Annotated in this window: 25 protein-coding genes; 12 read left to right on the top strand and 13 right to left on the bottom strand. The window is 72.9% G+C overall.

Annotated elements, in window-relative coordinates; genetic code table 11:
• Positions 1-75 precede the first annotated feature (75 nt).
• Positions 76-945, top strand: a complete 870-nt coding sequence (locus tag ACFPZN_RS43070) for an acyl-CoA thioesterase (protein WP_378288410.1) — start codon at positions 76-78, stop codon at positions 943-945.
• A 65-nt stretch (positions 946-1,010) separates the two neighbouring features.
• Here ACFPZN_RS43070 and ACFPZN_RS43065 read toward each other — a convergent pair whose 3' ends face one another.
• Entirely contained in the window at positions 1,011-1,184 is a 174-nt protein-coding gene (locus tag ACFPZN_RS43065; protein WP_378288408.1) for an amidohydrolase family protein, read from the bottom strand.
• A gap of 607 nt (positions 1,185-1,791) precedes the next feature.
• Entirely contained in the window at positions 1,792-2,175 is a 384-nt protein-coding gene (locus tag ACFPZN_RS43060; protein WP_378288406.1) for a hypothetical protein, read from the bottom strand.
• Positions 2,176-2,391: 216 nt separating this feature from the next.
• Here ACFPZN_RS43060 and ACFPZN_RS43055 point away from each other — a divergent pair, with 216 nt between their 5' ends.
• Positions 2,392-3,210 (top strand): mycofactocin-coupled SDR family oxidoreductase, encoded by an 819-nt coding sequence (locus ACFPZN_RS43055; protein ID WP_378288404.1) that lies wholly within the window; start codon positions 2,392-2,394, stop codon positions 3,208-3,210.
• Positions 3,210-3,725 (top strand): DoxX family protein, encoded by a 516-nt coding sequence (locus ACFPZN_RS43050; RefSeq protein WP_378288402.1) that lies wholly within the window; start codon positions 3,210-3,212, stop codon positions 3,723-3,725. The genes ACFPZN_RS43055 and ACFPZN_RS43050 overlap by 1 nt, the downstream gene beginning before the upstream one ends.
• 11 nt (positions 3,726-3,736) lie before the next feature.
• Here ACFPZN_RS43050 and ACFPZN_RS43045 read toward each other — a convergent pair whose 3' ends face one another.
• The 7 genes from ACFPZN_RS43045 to ACFPZN_RS43015 form a co-directional block, all read right to left on the bottom strand.
• Positions 3,737-4,468: an alpha/beta hydrolase fold domain-containing protein gene (locus ACFPZN_RS43045; RefSeq protein ID WP_378288400.1), complete on the bottom strand. Its 732-nt coding sequence runs from the start codon at positions 4,466-4,468 to the stop codon at positions 3,737-3,739.
• The gene (locus ACFPZN_RS43040; protein ID WP_378288398.1) at positions 4,465-5,442 is read right to left on the bottom strand and encodes a phytanoyl-CoA dioxygenase family protein; all 978 of its coding nucleotides are present in this window, start codon (positions 5,440-5,442) and stop codon (positions 4,465-4,467) included. The genes ACFPZN_RS43045 and ACFPZN_RS43040 overlap by 4 nt, the downstream gene beginning before the upstream one ends.
• Entirely contained in the window at positions 5,439-6,233 is a 795-nt protein-coding gene (locus tag ACFPZN_RS43035) for a phytanoyl-CoA dioxygenase family protein (RefSeq protein ID WP_378288396.1), read from the bottom strand. The genes ACFPZN_RS43040 and ACFPZN_RS43035 overlap by 4 nt, the downstream gene beginning before the upstream one ends.
• A gap of 7 nt (positions 6,234-6,240) precedes the next feature.
• On the bottom strand, positions 6,241-6,753 hold the full coding sequence (locus tag ACFPZN_RS43030; protein WP_378288394.1) for a cupin domain-containing protein: 513 nt from the start codon (positions 6,751-6,753) through the stop codon (positions 6,241-6,243).
• A gap of 87 nt (positions 6,754-6,840) precedes the next feature.
• A complete protein-coding gene (locus ACFPZN_RS43025) occupies positions 6,841-8,190 on the bottom strand; it encodes an MFS transporter (RefSeq protein ID WP_378288392.1) in 1,350 nt (449 codons plus the stop codon).
• Positions 8,191-8,308: 118 nt separating this feature from the next.
• Positions 8,309-9,679 (bottom strand): cytochrome P450, encoded by a 1,371-nt coding sequence (locus ACFPZN_RS43020; RefSeq protein ID WP_378288390.1) that lies wholly within the window; start codon positions 9,677-9,679, stop codon positions 8,309-8,311.
• Between the two features lie 40 nt (positions 9,680-9,719).
• A complete protein-coding gene (locus tag ACFPZN_RS43015; RefSeq protein WP_378288388.1) occupies positions 9,720-10,580 on the bottom strand; it encodes a mycofactocin-coupled SDR family oxidoreductase in 861 nt (286 codons plus the stop codon).
• 268 nt (positions 10,581-10,848) lie between these two features.
• On the opposite strand from ACFPZN_RS43015, the gene ACFPZN_RS43010 reads away from it, so the two are divergent.
• On the top strand, positions 10,849-11,559 hold the full coding sequence (locus ACFPZN_RS43010) for an SDR family NAD(P)-dependent oxidoreductase (RefSeq protein WP_378288386.1): 711 nt from the start codon (positions 10,849-10,851) through the stop codon (positions 11,557-11,559).
• 22 nt (positions 11,560-11,581) lie between these two features.
• Here the strand turns inward: ACFPZN_RS43010 and ACFPZN_RS43005 are convergent, their stop codons facing one another.
• Positions 11,582-12,478 (bottom strand): LysR substrate-binding domain-containing protein, encoded by an 897-nt coding sequence (locus ACFPZN_RS43005; RefSeq protein ID WP_378288384.1) that lies wholly within the window; start codon positions 12,476-12,478, stop codon positions 11,582-11,584.
• Positions 12,479-12,561: 83 nt separating this feature from the next.
• Here ACFPZN_RS43005 and ACFPZN_RS43000 point away from each other — a divergent pair, with 83 nt between their 5' ends.
• From ACFPZN_RS43000 to ACFPZN_RS42985, 4 genes are all read left to right on the top strand, one after another.
• On the top strand, positions 12,562-13,731 hold the full coding sequence (locus ACFPZN_RS43000) for an acyl-CoA dehydrogenase family protein (protein WP_378288382.1): 1,170 nt from the start codon (positions 12,562-12,564) through the stop codon (positions 13,729-13,731).
• Positions 13,732-13,756: 25 nt separating this feature from the next.
• On the top strand, positions 13,757-14,497 hold the full coding sequence (gene fabG, locus ACFPZN_RS42995; RefSeq protein ID WP_378288380.1) for a 3-oxoacyl-ACP reductase FabG: 741 nt from the start codon (positions 13,757-13,759) through the stop codon (positions 14,495-14,497).
• Between the two features lie 27 nt (positions 14,498-14,524).
• On the top strand, positions 14,525-15,739 hold the full coding sequence (locus ACFPZN_RS42990; protein WP_378288378.1) for an acetyl-CoA C-acetyltransferase: 1,215 nt from the start codon (positions 14,525-14,527) through the stop codon (positions 15,737-15,739).
• A gap of 116 nt (positions 15,740-15,855) precedes the next feature.
• Entirely contained in the window at positions 15,856-16,749 is an 894-nt protein-coding gene (locus ACFPZN_RS42985) for a helix-turn-helix domain-containing protein (RefSeq protein ID WP_378288377.1), read from the top strand.
• 124 nt (positions 16,750-16,873) lie between these two features.
• On the opposite strand, the gene ACFPZN_RS42980 is transcribed toward ACFPZN_RS42985, so the two are convergent.
• Positions 16,874-17,764 (bottom strand): LLM class flavin-dependent oxidoreductase, encoded by an 891-nt coding sequence (locus tag ACFPZN_RS42980; protein WP_378288376.1) that lies wholly within the window; start codon positions 17,762-17,764, stop codon positions 16,874-16,876.
• A 117-nt stretch (positions 17,765-17,881) separates the two neighbouring features.
• Here ACFPZN_RS42980 and ACFPZN_RS42975 point away from each other — a divergent pair, with 117 nt between their 5' ends.
• From ACFPZN_RS42975 to ACFPZN_RS42960, 4 genes are all read left to right on the top strand, one after another.
• A complete protein-coding gene (locus ACFPZN_RS42975; RefSeq protein ID WP_378288375.1) occupies positions 17,882-19,012 on the top strand; it encodes a helix-turn-helix domain-containing protein in 1,131 nt (376 codons plus the stop codon).
• A 125-nt stretch (positions 19,013-19,137) separates the two neighbouring features.
• Positions 19,138-20,784: a flavin-containing monooxygenase gene (locus ACFPZN_RS42970; protein ID WP_378288374.1), complete on the top strand. Its 1,647-nt coding sequence runs from the start codon at positions 19,138-19,140 to the stop codon at positions 20,782-20,784.
• Positions 20,781-21,764, top strand: a complete 984-nt coding sequence (locus tag ACFPZN_RS42965; protein WP_378288373.1) for an alpha/beta hydrolase — start codon at positions 20,781-20,783, stop codon at positions 21,762-21,764. The genes ACFPZN_RS42970 and ACFPZN_RS42965 overlap by 4 nt, the downstream gene beginning before the upstream one ends.
• Before the next feature lie 75 nt (positions 21,765-21,839).
• A complete protein-coding gene (locus ACFPZN_RS42960) occupies positions 21,840-22,871 on the top strand; it encodes a zinc-binding dehydrogenase (protein ID WP_378288372.1) in 1,032 nt (343 codons plus the stop codon).
• Positions 22,872-22,897: 26 nt separating this feature from the next.
• On the opposite strand, the gene ACFPZN_RS42955 is transcribed toward ACFPZN_RS42960, so the two are convergent.
• Both ACFPZN_RS42955 and ACFPZN_RS42950 read right to left on the bottom strand, forming a co-directional pair.
• On the bottom strand, positions 22,898-23,323 hold the full coding sequence (locus tag ACFPZN_RS42955; protein WP_378288371.1) for a nuclear transport factor 2 family protein: 426 nt from the start codon (positions 23,321-23,323) through the stop codon (positions 22,898-22,900).
• The gene (locus ACFPZN_RS42950) at positions 23,320-24,330 is read right to left on the bottom strand and encodes a TIGR03619 family F420-dependent LLM class oxidoreductase (protein ID WP_378288370.1); all 1,011 of its coding nucleotides are present in this window, start codon (positions 24,328-24,330) and stop codon (positions 23,320-23,322) included. Before ACFPZN_RS42950 ends, ACFPZN_RS42955 begins: the two co-directional genes overlap by 4 nt.
• Positions 24,331-24,517: the final 187 nt, after the last annotated feature.

Raw genomic sequence — 24,517 nt, 5'->3', positions numbered from 1 at the left:
ATCCATGTAATGTCAACTTCGACATCGAAGTTTGGATAAGTCTGCGAAGGCTTGTCAAGAACCGCGGAGGTCACCATGACCGAGTCGACGCTGGAGGGCATGCTCGCCATCTTCGACGTGGCGCCGGACGGGGCCGACCCGCGGCGTTTCCTGGGCCACAGCGACCCCGGGAGCCGCCAGGTCGTCGAGGCCAGCCAGATGCTGTCACAGGCGATCGTGGCGGCGGGCAAGGCCCTGCCCGAACGCACCGTGCGGTCCGCGCACGGCCTGTTCGTCTCCGCGGGCGATCCCGCGCTGCCGCTGGAGTTCACCGTCACACCGGTCCAGGTCGGCCGCTCCTTCGCCAGCGCCACCATCGCCGTCACGCAGGGCGACCGGACCCGCTCGACCATCTCCGTGCTGCTGGACCGGCCCCAGCCGGACCTCATCCGGCACGACCGGTGGACCGGCCCGGAGGTCGGCGGCCCCGACGCGGCGAACGAGATCGACATGCCGCTGCCGGGCAGGCGGCTGCGCATCGAGGGGGTCCGCGACATCAACGATCCCGACGAGGTCGGGCCGCCCGTCGTGGACGCCTGGCTGCACTACGACCAGGTCCCCGGACGCGACGACCTGCGCCGCGCGCTCCTCACGCACTTCACCGGCCACCTCTCCATCTCCACCGCGATGCGGCCGCACGCCGGGCTCGGGACGTCCCAGGCGCACTACACCGTCTCGACCGCGCCCATGGGCATCTCGGTGGTCTTCCACGACCCGGTGGAGTGGAACGGCTGGATCCGCTACCACCACGAGAGCACCTACGCGGGTGCCGGCATGAGCCACATCCGCGGCCAGGTGGTCACCGAGGACGGGCGCCTGATCGCCTCGTTCACGCAGGACGCCATGATCCGCGCCCTCTCGCCGAGCGGATCGGCGGCGTCCATGCCCGTCGCATCCCGGCTCTGACAGAGCGCGCAGGGCCGCCGCCGGGACGGGCGGCGGCCCTGGCGACGCGGCGGCCCCCGGCCGGATCAGACGGGGATGAGGCGGGACAGGTTGCCACCCATGATCTTGGCCTTGGCCTCCTCGGTGAAGGAGGCCAGATCGTCGACGAAGGTGATCGGGTCGGCCTTGCCCTCGGGGTGGGGGTAGTCCGAGCCGAACAGCACCCGGTCGATCCCGAGCAGGTCGGCCAGCGCCGCCATGTCGTCCTCGTTGACCTCCTCCCCCTCGTAAACGAGGGGGATTCCAACCCGTGCCCTCAGGAGAGGAACCTCAGGTTGAGGTTCGCGGTTCATCCGCCCCGGCAACCCGGAGCGTCCCCGCGCAGCAACGGCCGGCCCGGCCGCCGTGCACACGAGCCCGGCTCGCGTGCGATAGTGCGCGCCGCGTTCACATCGGCGGTGTTGCCGACGTAGCTGCAGGACCAGCACCGTAAAACACGCTTGGCTCTCGCGCGCCTCCCGGTCCCTGGTCCCACACGCCGGACAACGCTGCGAGGTGGACGCGGGATCGATCTGTACACGCGGCCGGGCGCCTGTACTCGAGCCGCTCGACCAGCATGGCCCGACCAGCTTGGTCTCCAGCGGCCAGGCATCACAGACGGTAACACCAAGCTCGCAGACCGCGCTCGGAGTTTCGGAAATCCGCCGTGGCGGCGGATTTCCGATCCTTGTCCTGCCCCGCAGAGGTCCGATCCCTCCCCCGCCGAAGGCGGGGGAGGAATCGGATTTCCCGATACCCCGGGTGGAGAAGATGCCGTCCCGATGGTCGAACGACCAGACCTCGTCCATCCGCTGCTTCAGCCGTGGATCACCACGCGTGAGCTCCGGGTCGTCCCACACCCGTTCTTCCAGCAGGCTCGCCAGGGCGGGGAACATCAGCGTCCGCTGGATGCCCTGCTCGTCCATCAACTCCAGCCGGGACCTGGGGGGGGTCGTGGAACGACTTGCCCTCCGGGTTCCCGTGCTTGAAGTAGTCCTCCTGGGCGCCCGGACGGGCCACCACCTCGAAGGTCGGGTTCGGGATGTACTCGCTGATCTGCCCCCGGACCGCGATCTTCGTCCGGCCGCGGACCTGCACGTACTGGATGGCGCCCCGGTGGTCCTCCGGCAGGTGCCGGGTGAACGCCTCCTCGGTCTCGTACATGTGGTTGTCCGCGTCGAACAGCGGGAACGGCAGCTCACGTGACGGCATGTCGGGCTTCCTTTCGCGACGAGATGGTCGCCTCCCGCCCGGCGGGTCCCCTGTGCGGTCGCACGGGCCCGAGCGAGCGGGCATGACCTGGTCGACCTCCCCGGCAGCGTAGCTCAATGTCAATATCGACATCAATACTGACTTCGGGCTATCGTGCAGACGGCGGGGCCCGAGGACGGCCGCGGGCACGCCTACCCCCCAGGAGGCATCGACACCATGGGACAGCTGGACGGCAAGGTCGCCTTCATCACCGGAGCGGGCCGCGGCCAGGGACGGTCGCACGCGGCGCTGCTCGCCGAGCACGGCGCCGACGTGATCGCCGTGGACGTCTGCGCCGACATCCCGACCGTCCCCTACCCGATGGCCACGGCCGACGACCTCGCCGAGACCGCCCGCGTGGTCGAGGCGGCCGGGCGGCGGTGCGTGACCGCGGTCGCCGACGTCCGCGACATCGCGGCGCTGGACAAGGCCCTGCAGCACGGCATCGCCGAACTCGGCGGCGTGGACATCGTCCTGGCCAACGCGGGCGTGCTGCACAGCGATCCGGGGGCCGAGACGACGCTCGAACGGTCGGCGGCCAACTGGGCCGACGCGATCGGCGTGATGCTCACCGGCGTCTTCAACACGCTGAAGGTGACCGAGCGCCCGCTCATCGACCAGGGCCGCGGCGGCTCGATCGTCGTCACCGGCTCCACGGCCGGGCTCAAGGGGATGACCGACGGCTCCGGCGGCCTCTCCGGGTACAACGCGGCCAAGCACGGCCTGGTCGGCCTCGCCAAGGGGTGGGCCAGGCTGCTCGGCCCGCACAGCGTCCGGGTCAACGTCGTGCACCCGACCGCGGTCGACACCTTCATGATCAATAACCCGCACTCGCCGATGACCGACGGGAGCCGCCTCCAGCAGGTCACGCGGGTGCTGCCGGTGGACCGGCTGCAGCCGGTGGACGTCAGCCGGGCGATCCTGTGGCTGGTGTCCGACGAGGCGTACGCCGTGACCGGCATCTCGCTGCCGGTCGAGGCCGGCATGACCCTGTGATGATGGACGCCGACGCCGTCGCCCTGCTGCTGGTGCGCGTGGTCGTGGGCCTCACAATGATCGCCCACGGGCTCAACCACTGGCGGGGCGGTGGCCGCATCGAGGGCACCGGCCGCTGGTTCGGCGGGCTCGGCCTGCGGCACGGGGTGCTGCAGGCGTGGATGAGCGTGGTCACCGAGATCGGCGCGGGGATACTGCTGGTGGCCGGCCTGCTCACGCCGCTGGCGTGCGCGGCGGTCATCTCCGTGATGCTGGTCGCGGGCCTGCTCGCGCACCGTCCGAACGGCTTCTTCGTCTTCAAGGACGGCTACGAGTACGTCCTCGTGCTCGCGGTCGTGACGCTGGCACTGGCCGTCCTGGGCCCCGGGCGGCTGTCGCTCGACGCCGCCGCCGGCACAGAGGTGGACGGCTGGGTCGGTGGCGGCATCGCGCTCGGCGTGGCCGTGGTCGCGACCGCGGGCCTGCTGGCGACGTTCTGGCGGCCGGAGCGCGGGAAGTCCGATGCCGCCGCGTGACGGACAACCTCTCAAGAGCCGGTGAGAGGGGGCAGGAGGCCCGCCGCGGCCCAGTCCGCGACGAACGCGGCCATCGCCGGAACGGTGTCGCGGTGGAGGGCGGCGGCATCGGACCGGACGCGCAGGTCCACGTGCACGCCGGACCGGGCGGCGCGCGCGGCGAACGCCAGCGAGTCGTCCAGCAGGGGATCGTTGCCCGCCGCCAGGAGCTGGATCGGGGGCAGGCCGTGCAGGTTGCCGAAGAGCGGGCTCACCAGCGGATCGTCCTTGGCGGCGCCGCCGGCGTAGGCGGCGACGCGGGCGCGGACCGCGCCGAGGTCGAACGCCGGATCGCCGGCGGCGTTGAAGAGCAGGCTGGACGCGCCCAAGGTGAGGTCCAGCAGCCCGGAGACCAGCGTCCCGCAGCCGGGCAGGGCGGCCCCCCGGTCGCGCAACCGGAGCAGCAGGGCGGTGACCAGCCCGGCTCCCAGCCGCTCGCCCGCCACCGCGACCGGTCCGAGGCTCCGGCCGAGGTCGTAGGCGGCCTCGACGTCGTCGAGTGCGGCGGGGAAGACCTGCCGGTAGCGGGCGCAGACCACCGTGGCCCCGGTCTGGAGGGCGAGCCGGCGGGCCGTGTCGGGCACCGGCTCCGGGTCGGCCGCGAGGTAACGGTCCCCCGGCGCGTAGAGGACGACCGTCCCGGCCGGGTCTGGGGGACGCACGATCAGGCCCGCGGCCGTCGCCTCGGTGCGCACGCCGGTCATGGCGTCTCCGCCGCGGCGCGATCCAGGCCGAGCAGCGTCCGGAACGCGGGTGGATTGCGCCGCAGGCACTCCTCCCCCACCGAGCCGAAGCCGTCCGCGGGGCCGGTGGAGGGGTGGGCGTAGACGGCGGTGATCGTGATCGGGACGTCCTGTGCCTCGGGCGGTCGCGTGGACCGGTCGTCGCGGAGCACGACGGAACCCTTCGGCAACGAGAGGCCGCGGTCGTCGAGGACCCACGAGGCCACCACCACGAGCGCGTCCGGCACCTGGGACGGCGCGTCCGAAGCGGACAGGCCCCGCAGGATCATGTCCGGCCCGAGAAGGCCGTGCGCGGCCGTGCGCGCGAGCGGGTGCAGCGCGATCTCCTCGAAGAGCCGGTGGCGGGCGAGCAGCCCACCGGCGTCCGGGGCGCGCGACTCGGACTGGACGCGTTCGCGCAGCTCGTCGGCGAACGCCTCGGAGATGGCGCGTTCGATGACGGTGTGCCCGCGTTCCTTGAACTCGGCCACGTGGCGCGCGAGCCCGAGCCTGGCCGCCCGGTGGCCGAGGTGGGGGTTCTCGATCGTGCGGGCGGCCATGTGGTCGTGCAGCCCGGCGAGCACGGGGTGCATGGCGGCGGGAGCGCTCCCCTCCATCCGCATCACGCCGGGACCGTGCCGGTGCACCATCTCGCGGCGGGCGCGGTCCATGGCGTCGCGCCCGGCGGCGTACACCGTCTGGACCATCGCCAGCATGCCCTGGTAGTCGCCGGAGACGCGCAGGTCGGCGTCCTGGATCTCGCCCGGCCCGGCCTCGACGGCGCCGCCGCCGACGCGGACGTGCCAGGCGCCGCCGATCCCCGGCGGCGGATCCGTGAACGTCTCGCAGAGGGTGAAGCGCACGTCCGGCGCGGCGTTGCGGACGAAGCGCGCCGCCTCCTCGATCCACGCGCCGGAGAGGAACTCGAACCGCCCGTCCGCGGGCGCACGGGTCATCGAGGCGACCTCCCGTTGACCATGCCGAAGCCGTAGGTCTTGTATCCGAGCAGGACGAGCAGTTCCTCGGAGGCGAACTGCACCACGGCCGGGTCGAGCGACAGGAACCAGTTCTCCTGGGGGCGGTACATCGTGCGGGTGTACCAGCCGAAGACCGCGGCGCGCCGCCGGTCGGCGGTGCGGTTGAAGCCGGTCTGGTGCCAGAGCCGGCTGTCGAAGACGACCAGCGAGCCGGCCGGGGCCTCCATCGGCACCGACGAGGTGTCGTCCTCGGGCCGCGGCGAGCGGTTGAGGAGATGGCTGCCCGGGACGAAGCGGGTGGCGCCGTTGTCGACGGTGAAGTCGTCGACGCACCATGCCGCGTTGGCGCCCTGCGGCTCGGCCGGCCAGGGCTCCTGCAGGAAACGCTGGTCGGCGTGGACCATCATCTCCCCGCCGCCGGGGCCGGTGATGTTCGCCGACAGGTTGCCGAGCAGCATCGGCCAGCCGAGCCGGGAGCGGACCAGGCGCAGCGCGGTCGGATGGGCGGCGAGGTTCTCGAAGACCGGTCCCCTGCTGAGGACGTTCCACACCCGCTGGTTCGTCTCGTCGTGCGCGTAGTCGGCGGCGAAACGCTCCTCGCGACCCCACGTGCGGTCCGCGGCGGCTGCCGCGTAGAGACCGTCCTTGACTGCGCGCAGGGTCTCGCCCTCCAGCACGTCCGTCACCGCGCAGATGCCGTGCTCTTCCAGGTCGTGCTCCGCGCGCTCCAGGTCGTTCGTCGGGGCCGGGAGCGTGGCTCGGGTGGTCATCTGACGCTCAGCCGCCCGCGCCCGCCTGCGCCGCGACCCACTGGGGATGGTTGGCGCGCATGGCCTCGACGATGGGCTTCCACCGCTCGACGGTCTGGTCGTACACCTTCATGTCGAAGCTCGTGGACGTCCGGAACTCCAGGACCTCCACGCCCTCCGGCCCCGCCGTGTACGCGTAGGGGGCCTCGGCCTGCACGAAGAACCCCTCGCCCGCCTTCATCGTGCGGGTGCCCATCGTGAGCTCGCCGGAGATGACGTAGTAGAGGCAGTCGGCGGAGTGGCTGTGGCGGGGCAGCCGGAAGCCGGCGCCGAACCAGGCGTGGACGAGGCTGAAACCGTCCGGGCCGTGGCCCTTGAAGAGGACGGTGACGCGCTGCCCGTCGCGCAGCGGGCTGGTGTCGTACTCGGCGTGGACGGCCTTGTCGATCCGCGGTGCCGACATCATGCCGTCGTCGTCGATCGAGGGCGCGTCCTCCGAACGGAAGAACCTGATCTTGTTGACCCGCTCACTCGCGGCCATGACCCCACCTCATCTCGGCGATACGGAATTCCGGAGTCTTGTCAACTTCGACATCGACTTTGACAATGCCATGGGCCCCGCCGGGCGTCAAGGCCGCTCGGCGCCGATCGCGTCCCCGGGATCGGCGGCCGGATCGGCGCCCGCCACGTACTGGACGGCCGGGACGGACAGCGCGACGAAGGCGATGGCGCACACCCCGAAGATCCAGATCACCGGTCCGAGCGAGGAGCCGGTGACGGTGAACAGCAGGCCGGCCGCGAACGGGGCCAGCCCGCTCGCCAGCACGGTGCCGATGTTCTGGCCGAAGTTCGCGCCGGTGTAGCGCACCGGCCCGGGGAACAACTCGGCGATGAGGGTGAAGGCCGGCGCCTGGACCATCGCCACCAGCAGCGAGTACACGCCCAGCGCCACGATCAGCCCGGCGAAGCCGGTCGCCTTCCCCAGCATGTACATCACCGGGAACGCCGCGACCAGGTACCCGACCAGCACCGCCGCGAACGTCCGGCGCTGGCCGTACCGGTCGGCCAGCCGGCCCGCGACCGGGGCGAGGAACGCGCTCAGGATCGAGCTCACCGCGGAGGCCGCGAAGACCTCGCCGCCGGGCAGGTCGCGGTTGCCGACCAGATAGGTGTGGAACCAGGCGGCCAGCCCCGCCGCGCCGTTGGCGCTGATCGCTATACCGCCCGCGATGAGCACGTTGCGGCGGTGCACCGTCAGCACCTCGCGCAGCGGGGAGCGCGTGACCTCCCGGCGCTCGATCATCCGGGTGAACTCCGGTGAGTCCTCCAGCTTCGTCCTGATCCACAGCGCGATCGCGGTGAGCGGGGCGGCGATCAGGAAGGCGATCCGCCAGCCGTAGTCCTCCATGCCGTCCCGGCCCAGCACGCCCGTGAGGACGGCGGCGGTGACGGTGCTGGTGGCGCCGCCGAGCACGGCCCCCATCGACGTCAGCGACGCCATGAACACGCGGCGCCGCCGCGGCACCGACTCCAGCACGTAGGTGATCGAGCCGAGCATCTCGGACCCGGCCGAGATGCCCTGCCCGAGCCGCAGCAGCACCAGCAGGAGCGGGGCCAGGGCGCCGAGGGTGGCGTAGGTCGGGAGGATCCCGACCAGGGTGCTGCACACACCCATCAGGAGCACGCTGAGGACCAGGGCGTTCCGCCTGCCGCGCCGGTCACCGTACCGCCCGAACAGGATCCCGCCGATCGGCCTGGCGACGAACCCGGCGCCGAACACCGCGAGCCCGGCCAGGAACGAGGTCGAGGCGTTGTCGGACGGGAAGAACTGCGGTGCCAGGAAGACCGTCAGCACTCCGTAGAGCGCGAAGTCGTAGTACTCGATGAAGGTGCCGACGAAACCCGCGAGCGCGGCCCGGCGGGCCATGCGCGGTGAGGGCCCCGGGGCTCCGGCGGTGGACGAGGGGGGTTGCATCATGGACTCCCGGTCAGGAGGTGGCCCGATGGGGTGGGGAATCTCGGCGCAGGCCCGTACACGGGCCCGCCGCGGATGCGGAGGCGGGCCCGGACGCGGGCGGGGGCGGGGGCGTGCCGGCTCAGCCGTCGAGCTCGGCCCTCCCCCTGCGGACGGTGACGGGTTCGGCGAGCCGCTGCTCGTCGCAGATGCGCTGGACCTTCTCGATCGTCTCGTCGAGGCCGGCGCCCAGGCGCGGGCCGGGAGTGAAGGCCGCCGGCAGGTGCTTCATGCCGTTGATGACCCCGATGGTGTCGTAGTGCACGGCGCCGCCCTCGGCGCAGGCGAAGTCGGGCATCCGGTCCAGGACCGCGGTGAGCATGGTCTTGAACGTCACGCGCGCCACGTTCGAGCCGATGCACCGGTGGATGCCCAGCCCGAAGCTGTTGTGGCGGTTGCCGCTGCGGTCGAGGCGGATCCGGTGCGGGTCCTCGAACACGGTCTCGTCCCGGTTGGCCATCGCCCATGACAGCCAGAGGCGGTCGCCCTCCTTGAACCGGGTGCCGTTGATCTCGCAGTCCCGGGAGACCGTGCGGCCGTCGCCCTGGGCCGGGGTGAAGAAGCGCAGGAACTCCTCGGTCGCGCTGTCCAGCAGCGTCTCCCGCTCCCGGCTCAGCCGCTCCCGCTCCCCGGGATGCCGCGACAGCCACTCCAGGGAGTGCGCGGTCAGCGCCGTGGTGGTGTCGAAGCCGCCGCCGATCAGCAGCATGACGACGCCCAGCAGCTCCATGTCGTCGGGCCGGCGGCCGTCCAGCTCGAGGTGCACCAGCTCGTTGATCAGCCCGGGACGCGGCTCGGCCCGGACCGCTTGGATGGTCTCCAGCATGTGCATGCCCATGCGGATCTGGAGTTCCTGCACCCGGGGATAGTCCGGCGAGTCCATCGGGGTGTAGACGGCGGCGTGGACGGGTTCGCAGTAGACGTCCCAGTCCTTCAGCGGCATGCCGAGCATCGCCAGGGTGAAGACCGCGGGCACGATGTTGGCGAGATGGTCGACGAAGTCGATCCGGCCGGTCTCGATCACCTCGTCCAGGCACGCCCGGGTCAGCTCCTCGACCACGGGCCTCCACCGCGCGACCGCGGCCGGCGACAGGTAGGGGTTCAGCGCCTGCCGGTAGTACCGCTGGTCCGGCGGGTCCATCTCCAGGAAGCCGCCCCGGTTCCGCTGTCCGGGCGGGGGCGGGATGGTGATCCCCACGTAGCCGGTCCCGGTCCCGGTCACGTCGTTGTCGTTGGACAGGACGTCGGCGCGCCGGGCGAGGTCGAACAGCTCCTTGTTGCCGCTGGCGAACCAGTAGCCCCCGTGCGTGTCGTTCCAGGCCACCGGGCACCTGCCGTGGAACTCGTCGGTGAGCTGCTCGAACTCCACCCGGTACCGCGTGGAGTGGCGGTCCAGGCTGATGGCGGGCCGCTTGCGCCCGGTGTCGGTGGTCTGCGTTTCGTCATCGCTCATGGCGGTGCTCCAGCCCGAGTCGGAAGGGGGGTGGGGAACGTCAGGCGTGGAAGTCGTGGAACTTGAGGTACGACCCGGCGTCCACGCGCAGCTGCAGGCCCGTGACGTACCGCGACTCGTCCGAGGCGAGATAGACCACCGCGTGGCTGACGTCGACCGGTTCGATGTAGGGGATGGGCATGGCCTGCTGCGCCGGGAACGCCGGCAGCGCGTCCTCGCGGGTGGGGTTCTCCAGGTCCGGGCGGAACGCCTTGTACATCGGGTCGCTGTTGAGCATGCCGGTGTTGCAGTTGGTGGGGTGGACGACGTTGGCCCGGATCTGCCGCGGCGCCAGGTTGCGCGCCAGTTCGTGGACGAAGTGCGACAGCGCCACCTTGGCGTACTGGTAGCCCGCGCCGCCCGGGTCCCTTCCGGGCTCGGCGATCTGCATGCCGACCATGAACGCCGCCGCCGACCCGGTCGCGATGATCGAGCCGCCCTCGGTCAGATGCGGCAGCGAGACGTGGACGGCGTTGATGACGCCGACCAGGTCGGTGTCCACCGCGTCGGCCCACGCCTGCATCGGCGGCCGGCCGCCCATCGGTGAGATCCCGGCGTTGGCGACCACCACGTCGAGCCCGCCCAGCTCGGCGATGCCCTGCTCCAGCGCGGCCGCCAGCCGCGCCCGCTCGCGCACGTCGGCCTGCACCGCCACGATCCGCCGGCCCTGCTCCTCGACCAGCCGCACCGTCTCCCGCAGATCCTCCGGGGTGCCCAGCGGGTACAGGTTCGTCGCCAGGTCGCCGCAGAGGTCGACGGCGATGATGTCGGCGCCCTCCTCGGCCAGCCGGACCGCGTGGCTGCGGCCCTGCCCGCGCGCGGCCCCGGTGATGAAGGCGACCTTGCCCTCGACTCGACCCATGATGAGACCTCTCTCTCAGGTGGTCGGCGGCCGCTCCGGCCGTCGACGGAGGGGAATGCGATGGTCTTGACCTCGGGGAGACCCGTCGGGACACTGCGGGGACGCCGCGGTCGCCGCGGTGCCGTCCCGGCCTCCATGCGCGCCTCCTCCGCCCGCGGGACCGCTCGGCCCGGTCCCTTGCGGAGAGCATCCACTGTCTATAACTTCGACGTCAATATCGGAAGCAGAGCCGGAAGCGGGGGCCGTGACAGCACGACGAAGGGCACTGGTGACCGGGGCCGCCCGGGGGCAGGGGCTGGCGATCGTCCGGCGGCTGGTCGACGAGGGCTACGCCGTGGTCGCCTGCGACGTGCTGGAGGACGAGCTCGCCACCGCCGCCGCGGCGCTGCCCGCGGACGCGGTGCACGCGCGGCGGCTCGACGTCTCCTCCGCGGAGGAATGGCAGGCCGCCGCCCAGAGCGCGCGGGACCGCTTCGGCGGCCTCGACGCGCTCGTCAACAACGCCGGCGTGCTGCACCGCGCGCACATCGCCGACGAGGACCCCGCCGACTTCGAGCGCGCCTGGCGGGTGAACTGCCTCGGGCCCTTCCTCGGCATCCAGGCCTGCCTGCCCCTGCTCCGGGAGGGCGCCGATCCCGCCATCGTGAACACGGTGAGCAGCGCGGGCATGCGGCCTTTCCCGCGCCACGTCGGGTACTCGACCTCCAAGTGGGGGGCGCGGGGCCTGTCGCTCAGCGCCGCCGCCGAGCTCGGCGCGGAGGGCATCCGGGTGAACTCGGTGCTGCCGGGGCCGATCGCCACCCCGATGCACGAAGCGGAGACCATCCGGCGCCTCAGCTCCTCCGCGCTGCTCGGCCGGGCGGGCGAGGCCCACGAGGTGGCGGAGACGGTGGCCTTCCTCCTGTCGCCGGGGGCCTCCTTCATCACCGGGTCCGAGGTGCTGGTCGACGGCGGCCAGCTGCTCCGGATGCACACCTGACGCGACCGGCCGTCCGCCCGGCTCACGCCACGGTGGGCAGCACCTCTTCGGAGGTCCGCAGGACCTTCGCCAGCGCGGGGTCGCGATCGCCGCTCCGCCAGAGGAGATGGGCGTAGATCGGCGGGATCTCCTCGGCGAGCGGGAGGATCCGCACGCCGTCCAGGGTCATCTGCGCGACCGCCGAGTCGGTGGAGAAGTGCAGCCCGACACCGGCCGCGACCAGCGCGAAGCACGTCCACGAGTCGGGGGCGGTCTGCACGACGTCCGGGACGAAGCCCGCCGCGTGGCAGCCGTTGACGAACATCGCGCGGACCGCCGAGCCGTACTCCTCCGGCATCGCGATGAACGGTTCGCCGCGCAGGTCGGCGAAGGAGACCGACGCCGCCGCCGCGACCGGATGCGCGGAGGGGACGGCGACGATGCCGCTCTCCCTGGCCACCACGCGGCTCTCGACCCCGGCCGGCGGGTGCTCGAAGCGCGCGATGGCCAGGTCCGTCGTGTGCTCCAGCAGCTCGCGCACCACGGCCGGGCCGTAGCGGCCCGGCCGGAAGGCGAGGTCGATGCGCCGGTGCCGCTCGCGCACCGTCCGCGCGAGCCGTCCCACCATGGCCTGGGACGCCGGGCCGGCGAAGCTGAACCGCACCCGCCCGCTGTCGCCGTGGTGCGCCGCCTCGACCTCGGCGCGGGCCTGCTCGCCCATCCGCAGGATCGCCGCCGCCGGTTCCAGCAGGGCCCGCCCCGCGGGCGTGAGCTCGACGCGCCGGGTGGTGCGGTCGAACAGCGGGGCGCCCAGGTCGGCCTCGAGCGCCCGCATCGTCCGGCTGATGTAGGGCTGGGCGAGGTGCAGGCGCTTGGCCGCACGGCCGAAGTGCAGTTCCTCGGCGACCGCGCGGAACACCTTGAGCTGGATGAAGTCCACGGCGAGATTATATCCGCGGGTGAAATAGTCACCGAGCTATTGGTATTTGACTTGCATCAGAAGGGATCGGAGAATCGAGGCCCATGAGCGACAGAGTCGGCGACGAGGACTTCTCGGACATCCTTCACCAGGTGCGGCGTTTCGTCCGGGACGACGTCGTGCCGCGGGAGAACGAGATCATGGCGGCCGACCGGGTCCCCGACGATCTGCGCGCCGCCGCGGCGGAGATGGGGCTGTTCGGCTACGCGATCCCCGCGGAGTGGGGCGGGCTCGGGCTCGACCTGCGCCAGGACGTCGAGCTGGCGATGGAGTTCGGCTACACCACCCTCGCCCTGCGGTCGCTGTTCGGCACCAACAACGGCATCGCGGGCCAGGTGCTGGTCAACTTCGGCACCGAGGTGCAGAAGAAGCAGTGGCTCCAGCGCATCGCCTCCGGCGAGGTCGTCGCCTCGTTCGCGCTCACCGAGCCGGGCGCCGGGTCCAATCCCGCCGGGCTGCGCACCCGCGCCCGCCGCGACGGCGACGACTGGATCCTCGACGGCCAGAAGCGCTTCATCACCAACGCACCCCTCGCGAACCTGTTCGTGGTCTTCGCGCGCACCCGCGAACCCGGCCCGGACGGCCCCGGCATCGCGGTGTTCCTGGTGCCCGCCGACGCCCCCGGGGTCAGCGTCGGCCCCAAGGACGCGAAGATGGGCCAGGAGGGCGCCTGGACCTCCGACGTCGTCTTCGACTCGGTGCGCGTGCCCGAGTCGGCGCTGGTCGGCGGCGCCGAGGAGGTCGGCTACCGCGCGGCCATGATCTCGCTGGCCCGCGGGCGCGTCCACATCGCGGCCCTCGCGGTGGGCTGCGCGCAGCGCGCCCTCGACGAGTCGGTCGCCTACGCCGCGGCCAACACCCAGGGCGGTGTCCCCATCGGGGAGCACCAGCTCGTCCAGGCGATGCTCGCCGACCAGTACACCGGCGTCGCCGCGGGGCGCGCCATGGTCCGGGACGCGGCGGCCGCCTACGACAGCGGCGCCGACCGGCGGGTCATGCCGTCCGCGGTCAAGCTGTTCTGCACCGAGATGGCCGGCCAGGTGGCCGACCTGGCGGTGCAGGTGCACGGCGGCACCGGGTACATGCGCGAGGTCCCGGTGGAGCGGATCTACCGCGACGTCCGCCTGCTGCGCCTCTACGAGGGGACGAGCGAGATCCAGCGCCTGATCGTCGGCGGCTCCCTGGTGCGCGGCGCGCGCGGCCGCACGTCCTGACCCGGCGATGACGAGGAGAGTCACGATGGGCCTTCTGGACGGCCGGACCGCGGTCATCACCGGCGGCGCGCAGGGCATCGGGTACGCGATCGCCGAGTGCCTCATCGCCCAGGGCACCCGGGTCGTCCTCGGCGACCTGGACCTCGCCGCGACCGAGGACGCGGCGAAGCGGCTCGGCGGCGCGGGCACGGCGTCGGCGGCGCGGTGCGACGTGACCGCCGCGGCCGACGTGGACGCGCTCCTCGCGCACGCGGTCGAGGTCTTCGGCTCCCTGGACGTGATGGTCAACAACGCCGGCATCACCCGCGACGCCACCCTGCGCACGATGACCGAGGACCAGTTCGACCAGGTGATCGACGTCCATCTCAAGGGCACCTGGAACGGCACCCGCAAGGCCGCCGCGATCATGCGGGAGCAGAAGTCGGGCGCCATCGTCAACATCTCGTCCCTGTCGGGCAAGGTCGGCATGGTGGGCCAGACGAACTACTCGGCCGCCAAGGCGGGGATCGTCGGGCTGACCAAGGCGGCGGCCAAGGAGATGGCCCACCACGGGGTCCGCGTCAACGCCGTGCAGCCCGGCCTCATCCGTTCGGCGATGACCGAGGCCATGCCCGCCAAGGCGTGGGAGCAGAAGATGAGCGAGATACCCATGGGCCGGCCCGGCGAGGTGGCGGAGGTCGCGAGCGTCGTCCTCTTCCTGGCCAGCGACCTGTCCTCGTACATGACCGGCACGGTGCTCGAGGTCACCGGCGGGCGGTTCATGTGAGCGCGAGCCTCGGAAAGGGGCCCCATCATGCGTGAGATCGTGATCTGCGAACCGGTCCGCACCCCGATCGGCCGGTTCGGCGGCGCCCTGAAAGGGCTCGGCGCCGCGGAGCTCGGCGAGATCGCCCTGCGCGGCCTCCTGGAGCGGACCGGGCTCGACCCCGCGGCGATCGACGACGTCGTGGTCGGGAACTGCTACCCCAGCAGCGAGGCGCCGGCGATCGGCCGCGTCGTCGCGCTCAACGCGGGCCTGCCGGTGACGGTGCCCGGCATGCAGGTCGACCGGCGCTGCGGCTCCGGGCTGCAGTCGGTGCTCCAGGCCGGGATGCAGGTGGGCGGCGGCGTGCACGAGCTGGTGATAGCGGGCGGCACCGAGAGCATGAGCAACGTCCCGTTCTATTCGGGCGAGATGCGCTGGGGCAGCAAGGGCCCGGGGGTGACCCTGCACGACGGGCTCGCCCGCGGGCGCGTCACCGCGGGCGGGCGCGACCACCCGGTCCCGGGCGGCATGCTGGAGACGGCCGAGAACCTGCGGGGAGAGTACGGCATCTCCCGTGAGGAGCAGGACCGGCTCGCCCTCGCCTCGCATCGGCGGGCGGTCGCCGCGCAGCGGTCCGGGGTGTTCGCCGAGGAGATCGTCCCGGTCACGGTGCGGACCCGCAAGGGCGAGCAGGTCGTCGACACCGACGAGCACCCGCGCGCCGACACCTCCCTGGAGGCGCTGTCCGGCCTGCGGCCGACGCTGGGCCGGCAGGATCCCGGCGCCACCGTCACCGCCGGCAACTCCAGCGGGCAGAACGACGCGGCGGCGATGTGCGTCGTCACCCACCGCGAGCGGGCCGAGGCGCTGGGGCTGCGGCCGCTCGTCCGCCTCGTGTCGTGGGCGGTCTCCGGCGTCCCGCCCGCGACCATGGGCATCGGGCCCGTCCCCGCGTCGGAGGCGGCGCTGGAGCGCGCCGGGCTGAAGATGTCCGACGTCGACCTGGTCGAGGTCAACGAGGCGTTCGCCGCGCAGGTGCTCGCGTGCACCCGGGAATGGGGGTTCGGCGCGGCCGACTTCGAGCGCCTCAACGTCCACGGGTCGGGGATCTCCCTCGGGCATCCCGTCGGCGCCACGGGCACCCGCATCCTGGCCACGCTCGCGCGCGAGATGTGCCGCCGCGAGGCCCGGTACGGGCTGGAGACCATGTGCATCGGCGGCGGCCAGGGCCTCGCCGCCGTCTTCGAGCGCGTCGCCGCATGACCGCGGCGTTCACCTGACGCGCCCTTCCGCACACCCCGGATGTGCTAGCATTTGAGCATAGGTATGCTAGCATTGCAGCAATACTGCATGATATGCAAGCATCCGGGGGACGCACCATGCCCATCAACCCGTCACCGGCCGTGCTCCGCGCCAACCAGCTCCTGTGGCACCTGGCCCGGCGGCCGTCCGAGTCGTACTCGGTCTCCGAGCTCGCCAGGATCGCCGACATTCCCCGGGCGACGTGCGATTCCATCCTGCAGGCCCTCGCCGAGTCGGGCCTGGTCGTCCGCCGGGAGCCGGAACTGCGGTACGCGCTGGGCAGCTTCTGCATCGCGCTCGGCGACGCCGCCCGCCACGCCAATCCGATCCTCAACGCCGCGAGCCGGGAGGCGGAGGACGTGGCGCGCAGGCTGAACGCGTGCGTGGCGGTGTCGGCGCCGGTGGCCAACGAGACCCGCGTGATGGCGGTGTCGGACTGGGGCCCGCCGCTGGGGCTCCGCCCGCGTCCCGGGCAGTCCATGCCGCTCGTCCCGCCGTTCGGCGCCGTGTTCGTCGCGTGGGACGACGCCGACGCCGCCGCCTGGCTGGCCCAGGCCGGCGAGGACCGGCCCGACGAGCGCCCGGACCGGTGGCGGAAGGCACTGGAGGCCATCCGGCGCCGGGGCTACAGCATCTCGGTGGCCCGTGCCGCCACGGACCCCGGCCCCCACGAGTTCGACTCCCTGCTCACCCTGCCCGACGCCGAGGACGCCCGGCGCCGGCGGGACGAGCTGGTCGGCCTGATGCAGCACACCGAGTACCTCGCCGAAGAGATCGCCGACACCGCGACCGTCCGCCTGACGCAGATCTCGGCGCCGGTCTTCGACGCCACCGGGCGCGCCGCGGCGTCGCTCATGCTGATGGGGCCCCAGCACGATCTCACCGGCAAGGAGCTCGCCGCCCTCGCCCAGCAGGTCGCCGAGGCAGCCCGCCGCGCCGGCAAGGCCGCCGGTGGCGGCAACGGCGTCTGAGCCGCCGCTCCGCTCCGGGTGCCGGCGCATATAACACTCTGAGGGGGCGACCCCTCAGACTCCCCGGCAAGAGCAGGACTGACCGTCACCCTCCACTCCGCCGGCGCTCCGCTCCGGGTGCCGGTCAGTCGGCGTCGGCGAACGCGCCGATCACTTCGGAGAAGCGGTGCAGCGTCTCGGCCGGGGCGAAGTCGGTGAACCAGGCGTAGAACCGGTCGACGCCCTCGGCGTGGCGGCGGGCGAAGTGGTCGGCCAGCTCGGGAGCGGTGCCCACCACCAGGCTCTCGCCCATCTTGGTGCGGCCGAACCGCCGGTGGGCCAGGGCGGTCACTTCCTCGCGGCGGTCTTCGTCGGGCACGAGCGCCACCATCACCTGCATCGACACCCGTGCCGTCCCCGCCTGCTCCCTGAGGGCGCCGAGCCGGTCGAGGGCCTGGACGGGGAGGTTCCACCAGTCGGCGTGCTCCCTGACGAGGGCGAGGGTGCGCTTCCCGACACCGCCGATCGTGATCGGGATCGGCCTGGTCGGCACGGGCCGCTGGCGGGCCCCCTTCAGCGTGAAGTGCTCGCCGTGGTGGTCGATCTCCTCGCCGGTCCAGAGAGCGCGCATGATCTCGATCGACTCCGCGAGCCGTCCGACGCGCTCGGGCGGCTCGGCGTCCGGCAGCCCGAAGATCGCCATCTCGGCGGGGACGGAGCCCCACCCGATGCCGAGCTCGAACCGGCCGCCCGAGGCGTGGTCGAGCGAGGCCACCTGGCGGGCGAGCACCGCGGGGTGGCGGAAGGCGTCGCAGAGCACCAGGTGCCCGACGGTGAGCGTGCCGGTGCGGGCGAGCACCCACCCGGCCAGCGCCATCGCCTCCCACATGTCGTGCTCGAAGGCGAGGGGCGGGGCGAGGTGGTCCATGAACGCCATGCCCTCGAACCCGGCGTCCTCGGCCGCCCGCGCGCGCTCCACGATCGCCTCGTGCGACATGCGCATCTGGGGCAGGTACAGATGAAAGGACGGGTTCACCAGGTACCCCCACAGCGCTCCGGGATGTCCATGACCAGGGCGCAATAGTAACATCGAGCTCGAAATCAATCTCTCCGCCCTGGGAGCGGCCGGACGAGCAGACGATCGGGGAGCGTGATGGCCACGGGTGAGCCGGCGGCGTCCTGGGCCGAAGCGGCGCTCGGACGCCTGCGCCGCGGGATGGACGGGCTCGACGCGCTGCTCGGGAGCGGGGCCGATCTCGAGGCGGTGGTCCGCCGGGCCGCCGGGTCGTTCGGGTTCGCGATGGGCGTGCGGACCGCCGACGGCACGGTCGTGAGCGGCGGCCGCGACGGGTCGCTCTCGGCCGGCCCTCCCCCGCCCGGCGCACGCTGCCGCAGGCTCCCGGGCGGCTCGCATGTCTGGCTCCACTCCGGGGACGGAACGGCCCCCGAGAACGGTGAGGCGCCGGCATCCGCCGGGGGCTCCCCCGCCGACCTGGAGGAGCTCGTGCTCCGGTGCTTCGGCGACGCGGTCGAGAGGACGATCGCCCGATCCGGTGAGCGCCAGACCGCGGCCGACATCCACACGGCGGTCGACGGCCTGGCCTCGGCGGAGGACCGGCGGCACGCGCTGCGCCGGCTGGGGCTGCGCGACCGCGCGCCGGTGATGCTGCTCGCGCTGGCCGGGCCGGCCGCGGGCGTCGAGCGCGTCCTCGGGCAGATCCGGACGCTCGCCCCGGTCGTCCACCACGTCCGCGACGACAGGGTCCACCTCGTGCTCGCCGACGGGCTGGGCGGCGTGCGAGAACTGCACATGCCGCTGGGGGTCCGCGGCGCGTTCACGCCCCCGGGCCCCGCCTCCAGGGCGCCCGAAGCGTGGCGCCACGCCCGCAACGCGCTCCGGTTCGCGCTGCCGAGCACCCGCGAGACCGGCCCGTACCGGAAGTCGGAGGCCGTCCTGGTCGACTCTTCGGCGCTCGGCTCCTACGCCATCCTGGCGGAGCAGCTGGGCGCCGAGGGATTGGCGCAGGTGCCCGACGTGCAGCGCCTCGCGCAGTTGCTCCGGGACAGCGGTCCCGAGATGGAGCGGACCCTCCTGGCGGTCGCGGCCACCGACTCCCTCCGCCAGGCGGCGCGGACGGTCCACCTGCACCACAACTCGGTCGCCCACCGGGTGCAGCGGGCCGAGAAGGTGCTCGGTTTCTCCTGCACGGTGCCGTACGGGCGCGCACGGCTGCTGCTCACGCTCACGCTGCACCGCCTCCTGGAATCCCACAAGCTCTTCTGAGCCGGAGTGAGCCGGAGCCGCCGCGATGGTCGCCAAGTGGCGCCCGGTTCGAGCCAGATGACCGGTGACCCAGGTCATGCCGCCCTGCGAGGGTGATCGCGCAGGCCGCGACGTGAGGAGGGCACATGGCACGGCACACCGACTACGACGCCATCGTCATCGGCGCGGGCTTCGGCGGGATGTACGCGCTCCACCGGCTCCGCGACGACCTCGGCATGCGGGTGCGGGTGTACGAACGCGGAACGGACGTGGGCGGCACCTGGTACTGGAACCGCTACCCGGGCGCCCGCTGCGACGTCGAGTCGATGTTCTACTCCTACTCCTTCTCCGAGGAGCTGGAGCAGGAGTGGGAATGGACGGAGCGCTTCCCCGCGCAGCCGGAGATCCTCGCCTACGCGAACCACGTCGCCGACCGCTTCGACCTGCGCCGCGACATCGCGTTCGGGATCTCGGTCGCGGCGGCCTCGTTCGACGCGTCCGGGAACCGCTGGCTGGTCGAGACCGGCGGCGGCGAGCGGGCGAGCGCGCCGTTCCTGATCACGGCGGTGGGGTGCCTGTCCGCCTCCCGGGTCCCCGCCATCCCGGGGCTGGACGATTTCGCGGGCGAGACCTGCCACACCGGCCGCTGGCCGGAGCGGGGCGTGGACCTGGCGGGCAAGCGCGTGGCCGTCATCGGGACGGGGTCGTCGGGCGTCCAGGCCATTCCGGTGATCGCGCGGGAGGCCGGGCACCTGACCGTCTTCCAGCGGACCCCGCACTTCACGATCCCCGCGGGCAACCGCCCGCTGCGGCCGGACGAGGTGGCCGGGATCAAGGCCGAGTACCGCCGCCTCCGGGCCGAGAGCAGGGTGTCCCCCTCGGGCGTGCCGCTCAAGGAGCCGCCGATCGGCAGCGCGCTCGAGGTCCCCCGTGAGGAGGGGATCGCCGAGCTCGACCGCCGGTGGAAGAACGGCGGCACGGCGCTGATGACGACGTTCAGCGACACCTCTCGCGACATCGACGCCAACGGCGTCCTGGCCGGCTACGTGCGGGAGCGGATCCGGGAGGCGGTGGCGGACCCGGCGACGGCCGACCTGCTCACGCCGGCGGACTACCCGATCGGCGCCAAGCGGATCTGCCTGGACACCGGCTACTACGCGGCCTACAACCGCGACGACGTCACCCTCGTCAGCGTCCGCGACACCCCGATCGAGCGCATCACCCCCCGCGGCGTGCTGGTCGGCGGCGTCGAGCACGAGGTGGACGTCATCGTCTTCGCGACCGGGTACGACGCCATGACCGGGCCGCTCAACGCGATCGACATCCGGGGCGCCTGCGGGCGGTCGCTGCGGGACGCCTGGGCGGCCGGCCCCCGCACGTACCTCGGGATCGCCGCCGCCGGCTTCCCGAACCTCTTCATGGTGACCGCGCCGGGCAGCCCCTCGGTCCTCGTGAACATGATCGTGTCGATCGAGCAGCACGTCGACTGGGTCCGCGACCTGCTCGCCCACTGCCGCGAGCACGGCATCGTCCGCGTCGAGGCGCGGGCCGACGCGCAGGACCGCTGGGTCGAGCACGTCAACGAGCTGGCGTCCCGCACGCTGTACCCGAGGGCGGACTCCTGGTACGTCGGCGCCAACGTGCCGGGCAAGCCCCGGGTGTTCATGCCCTACGCCGGGGGCATGGGGCCGTACCGCGAGGCGTGCGACGACGTCGCCGCGGACTCCTACCGGGGCTTCACGCTCACCGGGCCCGGCACCTCCGTCCCCTCGTCGAAAGCAGGCCGTCCATGACCGACCGCGCCGTGAGCACCCGCCACCTCGTCGACCCGGCCGTCGCCCCGGCGCTCGACGTCTTCCCTGCCTTCGCCTTCAGCGCCGAGACGCTCCCCGCGATGCGCGCGAGGATGGGCCGGACCGTCGAGGGGGCTCCCGATCCGGCCGAGCTGTACCCCGACGTGGATCGGAGCGAGCACCGCGTTCCCGGCGCGGCCGGAGACCCCGATGTCCGGGTGCTCCACTACGAGCCCCGGGGCAGGGCGGCGGCGAGCCCGGCGCTGGTCTGGATGCACGGCGGCGGATTCGTCATCGGGAGCGCCGATGACGACGACCTCACCTGCCGGCGCCTCGCGTCCGAGACCGGCGCCGTCGTCACCTCGGTCGACTACCGGCTCGCCCCGGAGACCCCCGCGCCGGGCCCGGTCGACGACTGCTACGCCGCGCTCGCCTGGGTGCACGGGAACGCCGGCGAGCTGGGCGTGGACGGGTCGCGCATCGCCGTGGGCGGCGCGAGCGCCGGCGGCGGCCTCGCGGCCTGCCTCGCGATCCTGGCCCGTGACCGCGGCGAGATACCCGTCGGGTTCCAGGCCCTGGTCTACCCGATGCTCGACGACCGCACGGCGACCACCGAGCCGGCCTCCCCCTACGCCGGGGAGTTCGTCTGGACGCCGGCCGACAACCGGTTCGGCTGGTCGGCCTACCTCGGCGGGGAGCCGGGCCGGGCGGGCGTCTCGCCGTACGCGGCCGCGGCGCGCGTCGAGAGCGCCGCGGGCCTTCCGGCGGCGTTCATCTGCGTGGGGTCGCTCGACCTCTTCGCGGAGGAGGACGCCGAGTACGCCGTCAAGCTCATGCGCGGCGGCGTGCCGACCGAGCTGCACGTGTACCCGGGCGGCTACCACGGCTACACCATGGTGCCGGACGCGTGGATGGCCAAGGCCCACCACCGCGACCTCCTCGGAGCGCTCGGCCGGTACTTCGGCCGCGGCGCCGGCTGAGCGGCCGCTGATGACTTATATCGACATCAATATTAATATTCCCGCACAGGGATCCACCCGACGGACGGGGGCACCATGATCGCCGCTTTCACCACCTCCGGCGGCGTGGGCGTGGGCGAGGTCCCCGAGCCGGTCCCGGGGGAAGGCCAGGTGCTGGTCGCCCCGCTGGCCGCCGGGATCTGCGGCTCGGACCTGCACCTGGTCGACGCGATCACGGCCCGGGGGGAGGCGGCGCCGCGGATCGTCCTGGGGCACGAGTTCTGCGCCGAGATCCTGGAGCCGGGACCGGGCACTTCCGGCCGGTTCGAGCCCGGGACGCGCGTGGTGTCGGTGCCGCACGTCTTCGGGCCGTCCGGTCCGGTGGACCTCGGCTTCTCACCCGTCCTGCCGGGCGGGTTCGCCCCCCGCGCGGTGATGCAGGAATCGCTCCTGCTGCGGGTTCCCGACGGCCTGGAGGACGAGCGGGCCGCGCTGACCGAGCCGCTGGCCGTCGCCGTGCACGCGGTGCGCGCGGCCCGTCCCGCCCACGGCGACGTGGCGCTCGTCATCGGCTGCGGGCCGATCGGCCTGGCCGTCATCGCGGTGCTGAAGGCCGAAGGGCACGGGCCGGTGGTCGCCACCGACTTCTCCCCCGCGCGCCGCGCCGTGGCCGAGCGGCTGGGCGCGGACGTCGTGCTGAACCCGGCCGACTCCTCCCCCTACGAGGCGTGGGACGAGCTGGGCGTCACCGAGCGGCCCCCCTCGCCGCTCCTGGACGGGGAGCTCCCCGCGGGAAACGTCATGGCCTTCGAGTGCGTCGGCGGGCACGGGCTGCTCCAGCAGCTCATCGACGGCCTCCCCCGGCACAGCCGGATCGTCGTCGTCGGCTCCGGCGTCACCCCGGAGACGATCACTCCGGTGGCGGGGATCCTCAAGGAGGTCTCGCTCACCTTCGTCTTCGCCTACCGGCAGGCCGAGTTCGCCCACGCCCTCGGGCTCCTGGCCGGCGGACGGGTCGACGCCGGGGCCTTCGTCACGGGGGTCGTGGGGCTCGACGGCGTCCCGGGCGCCTTCGACGACCTGCGCGCCGCCGACGAGCACGTGAAGATCATCGTGCGTCCCCGATGACGGCGGTGACGGCGGCCCGGCGGGCCTCAGCCGCCCGGAACCCCGAGCACCGCGGCGTTGCCCTCGCGCCAGATCGCCCTGAAGGCGCGGTGGAGGATGACCCAGCCGCCGGCGGAGCGGCGCAGCTCGTCGTCGTAGAAGCCCACGACACGGAACGTCGGGCCCTCGGGGTGGCCGGCGCGCACCAGGAGGGCGTCCAGGTAGCTGCGGGCGGTGGCGCCGTCCGCCGTCTCGGCGATGTCGACGTTCGTGACGCGGTGGGCCGAGGCGTCCAGCGGAGCGTGCAGGTCGCGCATGTGGCGGGTCAGCGCCGGCGCGCCGCTGATCGTCCCGGCGGCCGTCGTCATGGTGCAGTCCGGGTCGAAGAGGGCGCCGAAGAGCTCCCAGTCCTTGGTGTCGATCGCGGTGGCGTAGTCGAGGAGCACCCGCTCGACGCCGGTCATCGCGGTCATCGCGTTCCCCGCCCCGCTCCCGCTCCGGGCCCCGGCCGGGACGGCTCAGCGTCTCCGTGCGCCGCCCGCAGGAGCGCCGGCAGGTGGCCCATGAGCGTCTCCCAGAAGGCCGTGTCGTCGCTTCCGGGCGCGAAGTTGCTGTCGAGGACGAGCTCGTCGCAGCCCGCGGCGCGGGCACCGTCGATGCGCTCGCACAGCGCGTCCACGTCGCCCACCCACCGGCCCGTCGACTGCCCCATCGGGCCGGGCTCGGCGGGACGCCCGTCGCCGGGCGCGACCGAGGAGGCCAGCACGCGGAGCGAGAGTTCGAGCGGGCCGCGGCCGAACTCCGACCGGGCGAGCTCGTTGAGGGCGCCCAACCGCTCGACGGCGGTGCCTGGCTCCAGGCCGAAGGGCTGCCACACATCGCACCAGCGGGCGGTGCGCCGCCATCCCGCGCGGGCCACGAAGCCCCCGTACGTGCGGACCCGGACGCCGTCGTGGGGCGAGGGCGAGGTCTGGCACAGGGGGATGTCCACATGACGCCCCTTGTACTCGACGGTGCCGCCGCGCCAGCACAGGTGCAGCGTCTCCAGCACCTCGTCGGCGAGCCGGCCGCGCTCCTGGAACGGCGCACCCATGAGGCGGTACTCGTCCTCGCACCACCCGACGCCCAGGCCCAGGGCCAGGCGCCCGCCGGACAGCAGGTCGAGGGTCGCGGTCTCCTTGGCCAGCACCAGGGGGTGGTGGTAGCCGACGACGAGGATGGAGGTGCCGAGCGTGCAGCGCCGCGTCCGCCCGGCGACGTAGGCCAGGACCTCCAGGGGCGCCAGCGCGTGGGCGTGCTTGTCGGGCCACGGCTTTCCCGGCACGCCGCCGTAACCCGAGATCGGAGCGAGGGGCCTGAACAGGTGCTCCTCGACCCACACCGAGTCGATGCCGACGCGGTCGGCCTCTACGGCGAAGTCCGCGACGAGGGGCATCCGGGCGGCGGGGCCGAGCTGGGGCAGGCAGACGCCGAGGCGCACGGTGCGGTCCTCCTCCCCTGATCAACTCAACATCGACATCATATTTGATTACGCTGGGCGGCGTCCAGACCGGAACCGGCCCGGCATGGACACGCAGCCCTCGGACCTGCGGGAATCGCCGCGACGGCCGGGTGCCCCACCCTGCCCCCCAGCGGTGGACGGGCCGGACAGACACCGAGAACAACTC

The sequence above is a fragment of the Actinomadura rugatobispora genome, from assembly GCF_042656285.1.
Classification (GTDB): Bacteria; Actinomycetota; Actinomycetes; order Streptosporangiales; family Streptosporangiaceae; genus Spirillospora; species Spirillospora rugatobispora.
This window is presented reverse-complemented; position numbering and strand designations above follow the sequence as displayed.

What these genes read in the sequence shown, in the direction of transcription:
- ACFPZN_RS43070 (WP_378288410.1), top strand. Translation starts at nt 76, where the DNA reads ATGACCGAGTCGACGCTGGAGGGCATGCTCGCCATCTTCGACGTGGCG.
- ACFPZN_RS43065 (WP_378288408.1), bottom strand. Translation starts at nt 1,184, where the DNA reads ATGGCGGCGCTGGCCGACCTGCTCGGGATCGACCGGGTGCTGTTCGGC.
- ACFPZN_RS43060 (WP_378288406.1), bottom strand. Translation starts at nt 2,175, where the DNA reads ATGCCGTCACGTGAGCTGCCGTTCCCGCTGTTCGACGCGGACAACCAC.
- ACFPZN_RS43055 (WP_378288404.1), top strand. Translation starts at nt 2,392, where the DNA reads ATGGGACAGCTGGACGGCAAGGTCGCCTTCATCACCGGAGCGGGCCGC.
- ACFPZN_RS43050 (WP_378288402.1), top strand. Translation starts at nt 3,210, where the DNA reads ATGATGGACGCCGACGCCGTCGCCCTGCTGCTGGTGCGCGTGGTCGTG.
- ACFPZN_RS43045 (WP_378288400.1), bottom strand. Translation starts at nt 4,468, where the DNA reads ATGACCGGCGTGCGCACCGAGGCGACGGCCGCGGGCCTGATCGTGCGT.
- ACFPZN_RS43040 (WP_378288398.1), bottom strand. Translation starts at nt 5,442, where the DNA reads ATGACCCGTGCGCCCGCGGACGGGCGGTTCGAGTTCCTCTCCGGCGCG.
- ACFPZN_RS43035 (WP_378288396.1), bottom strand. Translation starts at nt 6,233, where the DNA reads ATGACCACCCGAGCCACGCTCCCGGCCCCGACGAACGACCTGGAGCGC.
- ACFPZN_RS43030 (WP_378288394.1), bottom strand. Translation starts at nt 6,753, where the DNA reads ATGGCCGCGAGTGAGCGGGTCAACAAGATCAGGTTCTTCCGTTCGGAG.
- ACFPZN_RS43025 (WP_378288392.1), bottom strand. Translation starts at nt 8,190, where the DNA reads ATGATGCAACCCCCCTCGTCCACCGCCGGAGCCCCGGGGCCCTCACCG.
- ACFPZN_RS43020 (WP_378288390.1), bottom strand. Translation starts at nt 9,679, where the DNA reads ATGAGCGATGACGAAACGCAGACCACCGACACCGGGCGCAAGCGGCCC.
- ACFPZN_RS43015 (WP_378288388.1), bottom strand. Translation starts at nt 10,580, where the DNA reads ATGGGTCGAGTCGAGGGCAAGGTCGCCTTCATCACCGGGGCCGCGCGC.
- ACFPZN_RS43000 (WP_378288382.1), top strand. Translation starts at nt 12,562, where the DNA reads ATGAGCGACAGAGTCGGCGACGAGGACTTCTCGGACATCCTTCACCAG.
- fabG (WP_378288380.1), top strand. Translation starts at nt 13,757, where the DNA reads ATGGGCCTTCTGGACGGCCGGACCGCGGTCATCACCGGCGGCGCGCAG.
- ACFPZN_RS42990 (WP_378288378.1), top strand. Translation starts at nt 14,525, where the DNA reads ATGCGTGAGATCGTGATCTGCGAACCGGTCCGCACCCCGATCGGCCGG.
- ACFPZN_RS42985 (WP_378288377.1), top strand. Translation starts at nt 15,856, where the DNA reads ATGCCCATCAACCCGTCACCGGCCGTGCTCCGCGCCAACCAGCTCCTG.
- ACFPZN_RS42975 (WP_378288375.1), top strand. Translation starts at nt 17,882, where the DNA reads ATGGCCACGGGTGAGCCGGCGGCGTCCTGGGCCGAAGCGGCGCTCGGA.
- ACFPZN_RS42970 (WP_378288374.1), top strand. Translation starts at nt 19,138, where the DNA reads ATGGCACGGCACACCGACTACGACGCCATCGTCATCGGCGCGGGCTTC.
- ACFPZN_RS42965 (WP_378288373.1), top strand. Translation starts at nt 20,781, where the DNA reads ATGACCGACCGCGCCGTGAGCACCCGCCACCTCGTCGACCCGGCCGTC.
- ACFPZN_RS42960 (WP_378288372.1), top strand. Translation starts at nt 21,840, where the DNA reads ATGATCGCCGCTTTCACCACCTCCGGCGGCGTGGGCGTGGGCGAGGTC.
- ACFPZN_RS42955 (WP_378288371.1), bottom strand. Translation starts at nt 23,323, where the DNA reads ATGACCGCGATGACCGGCGTCGAGCGGGTGCTCCTCGACTACGCCACC.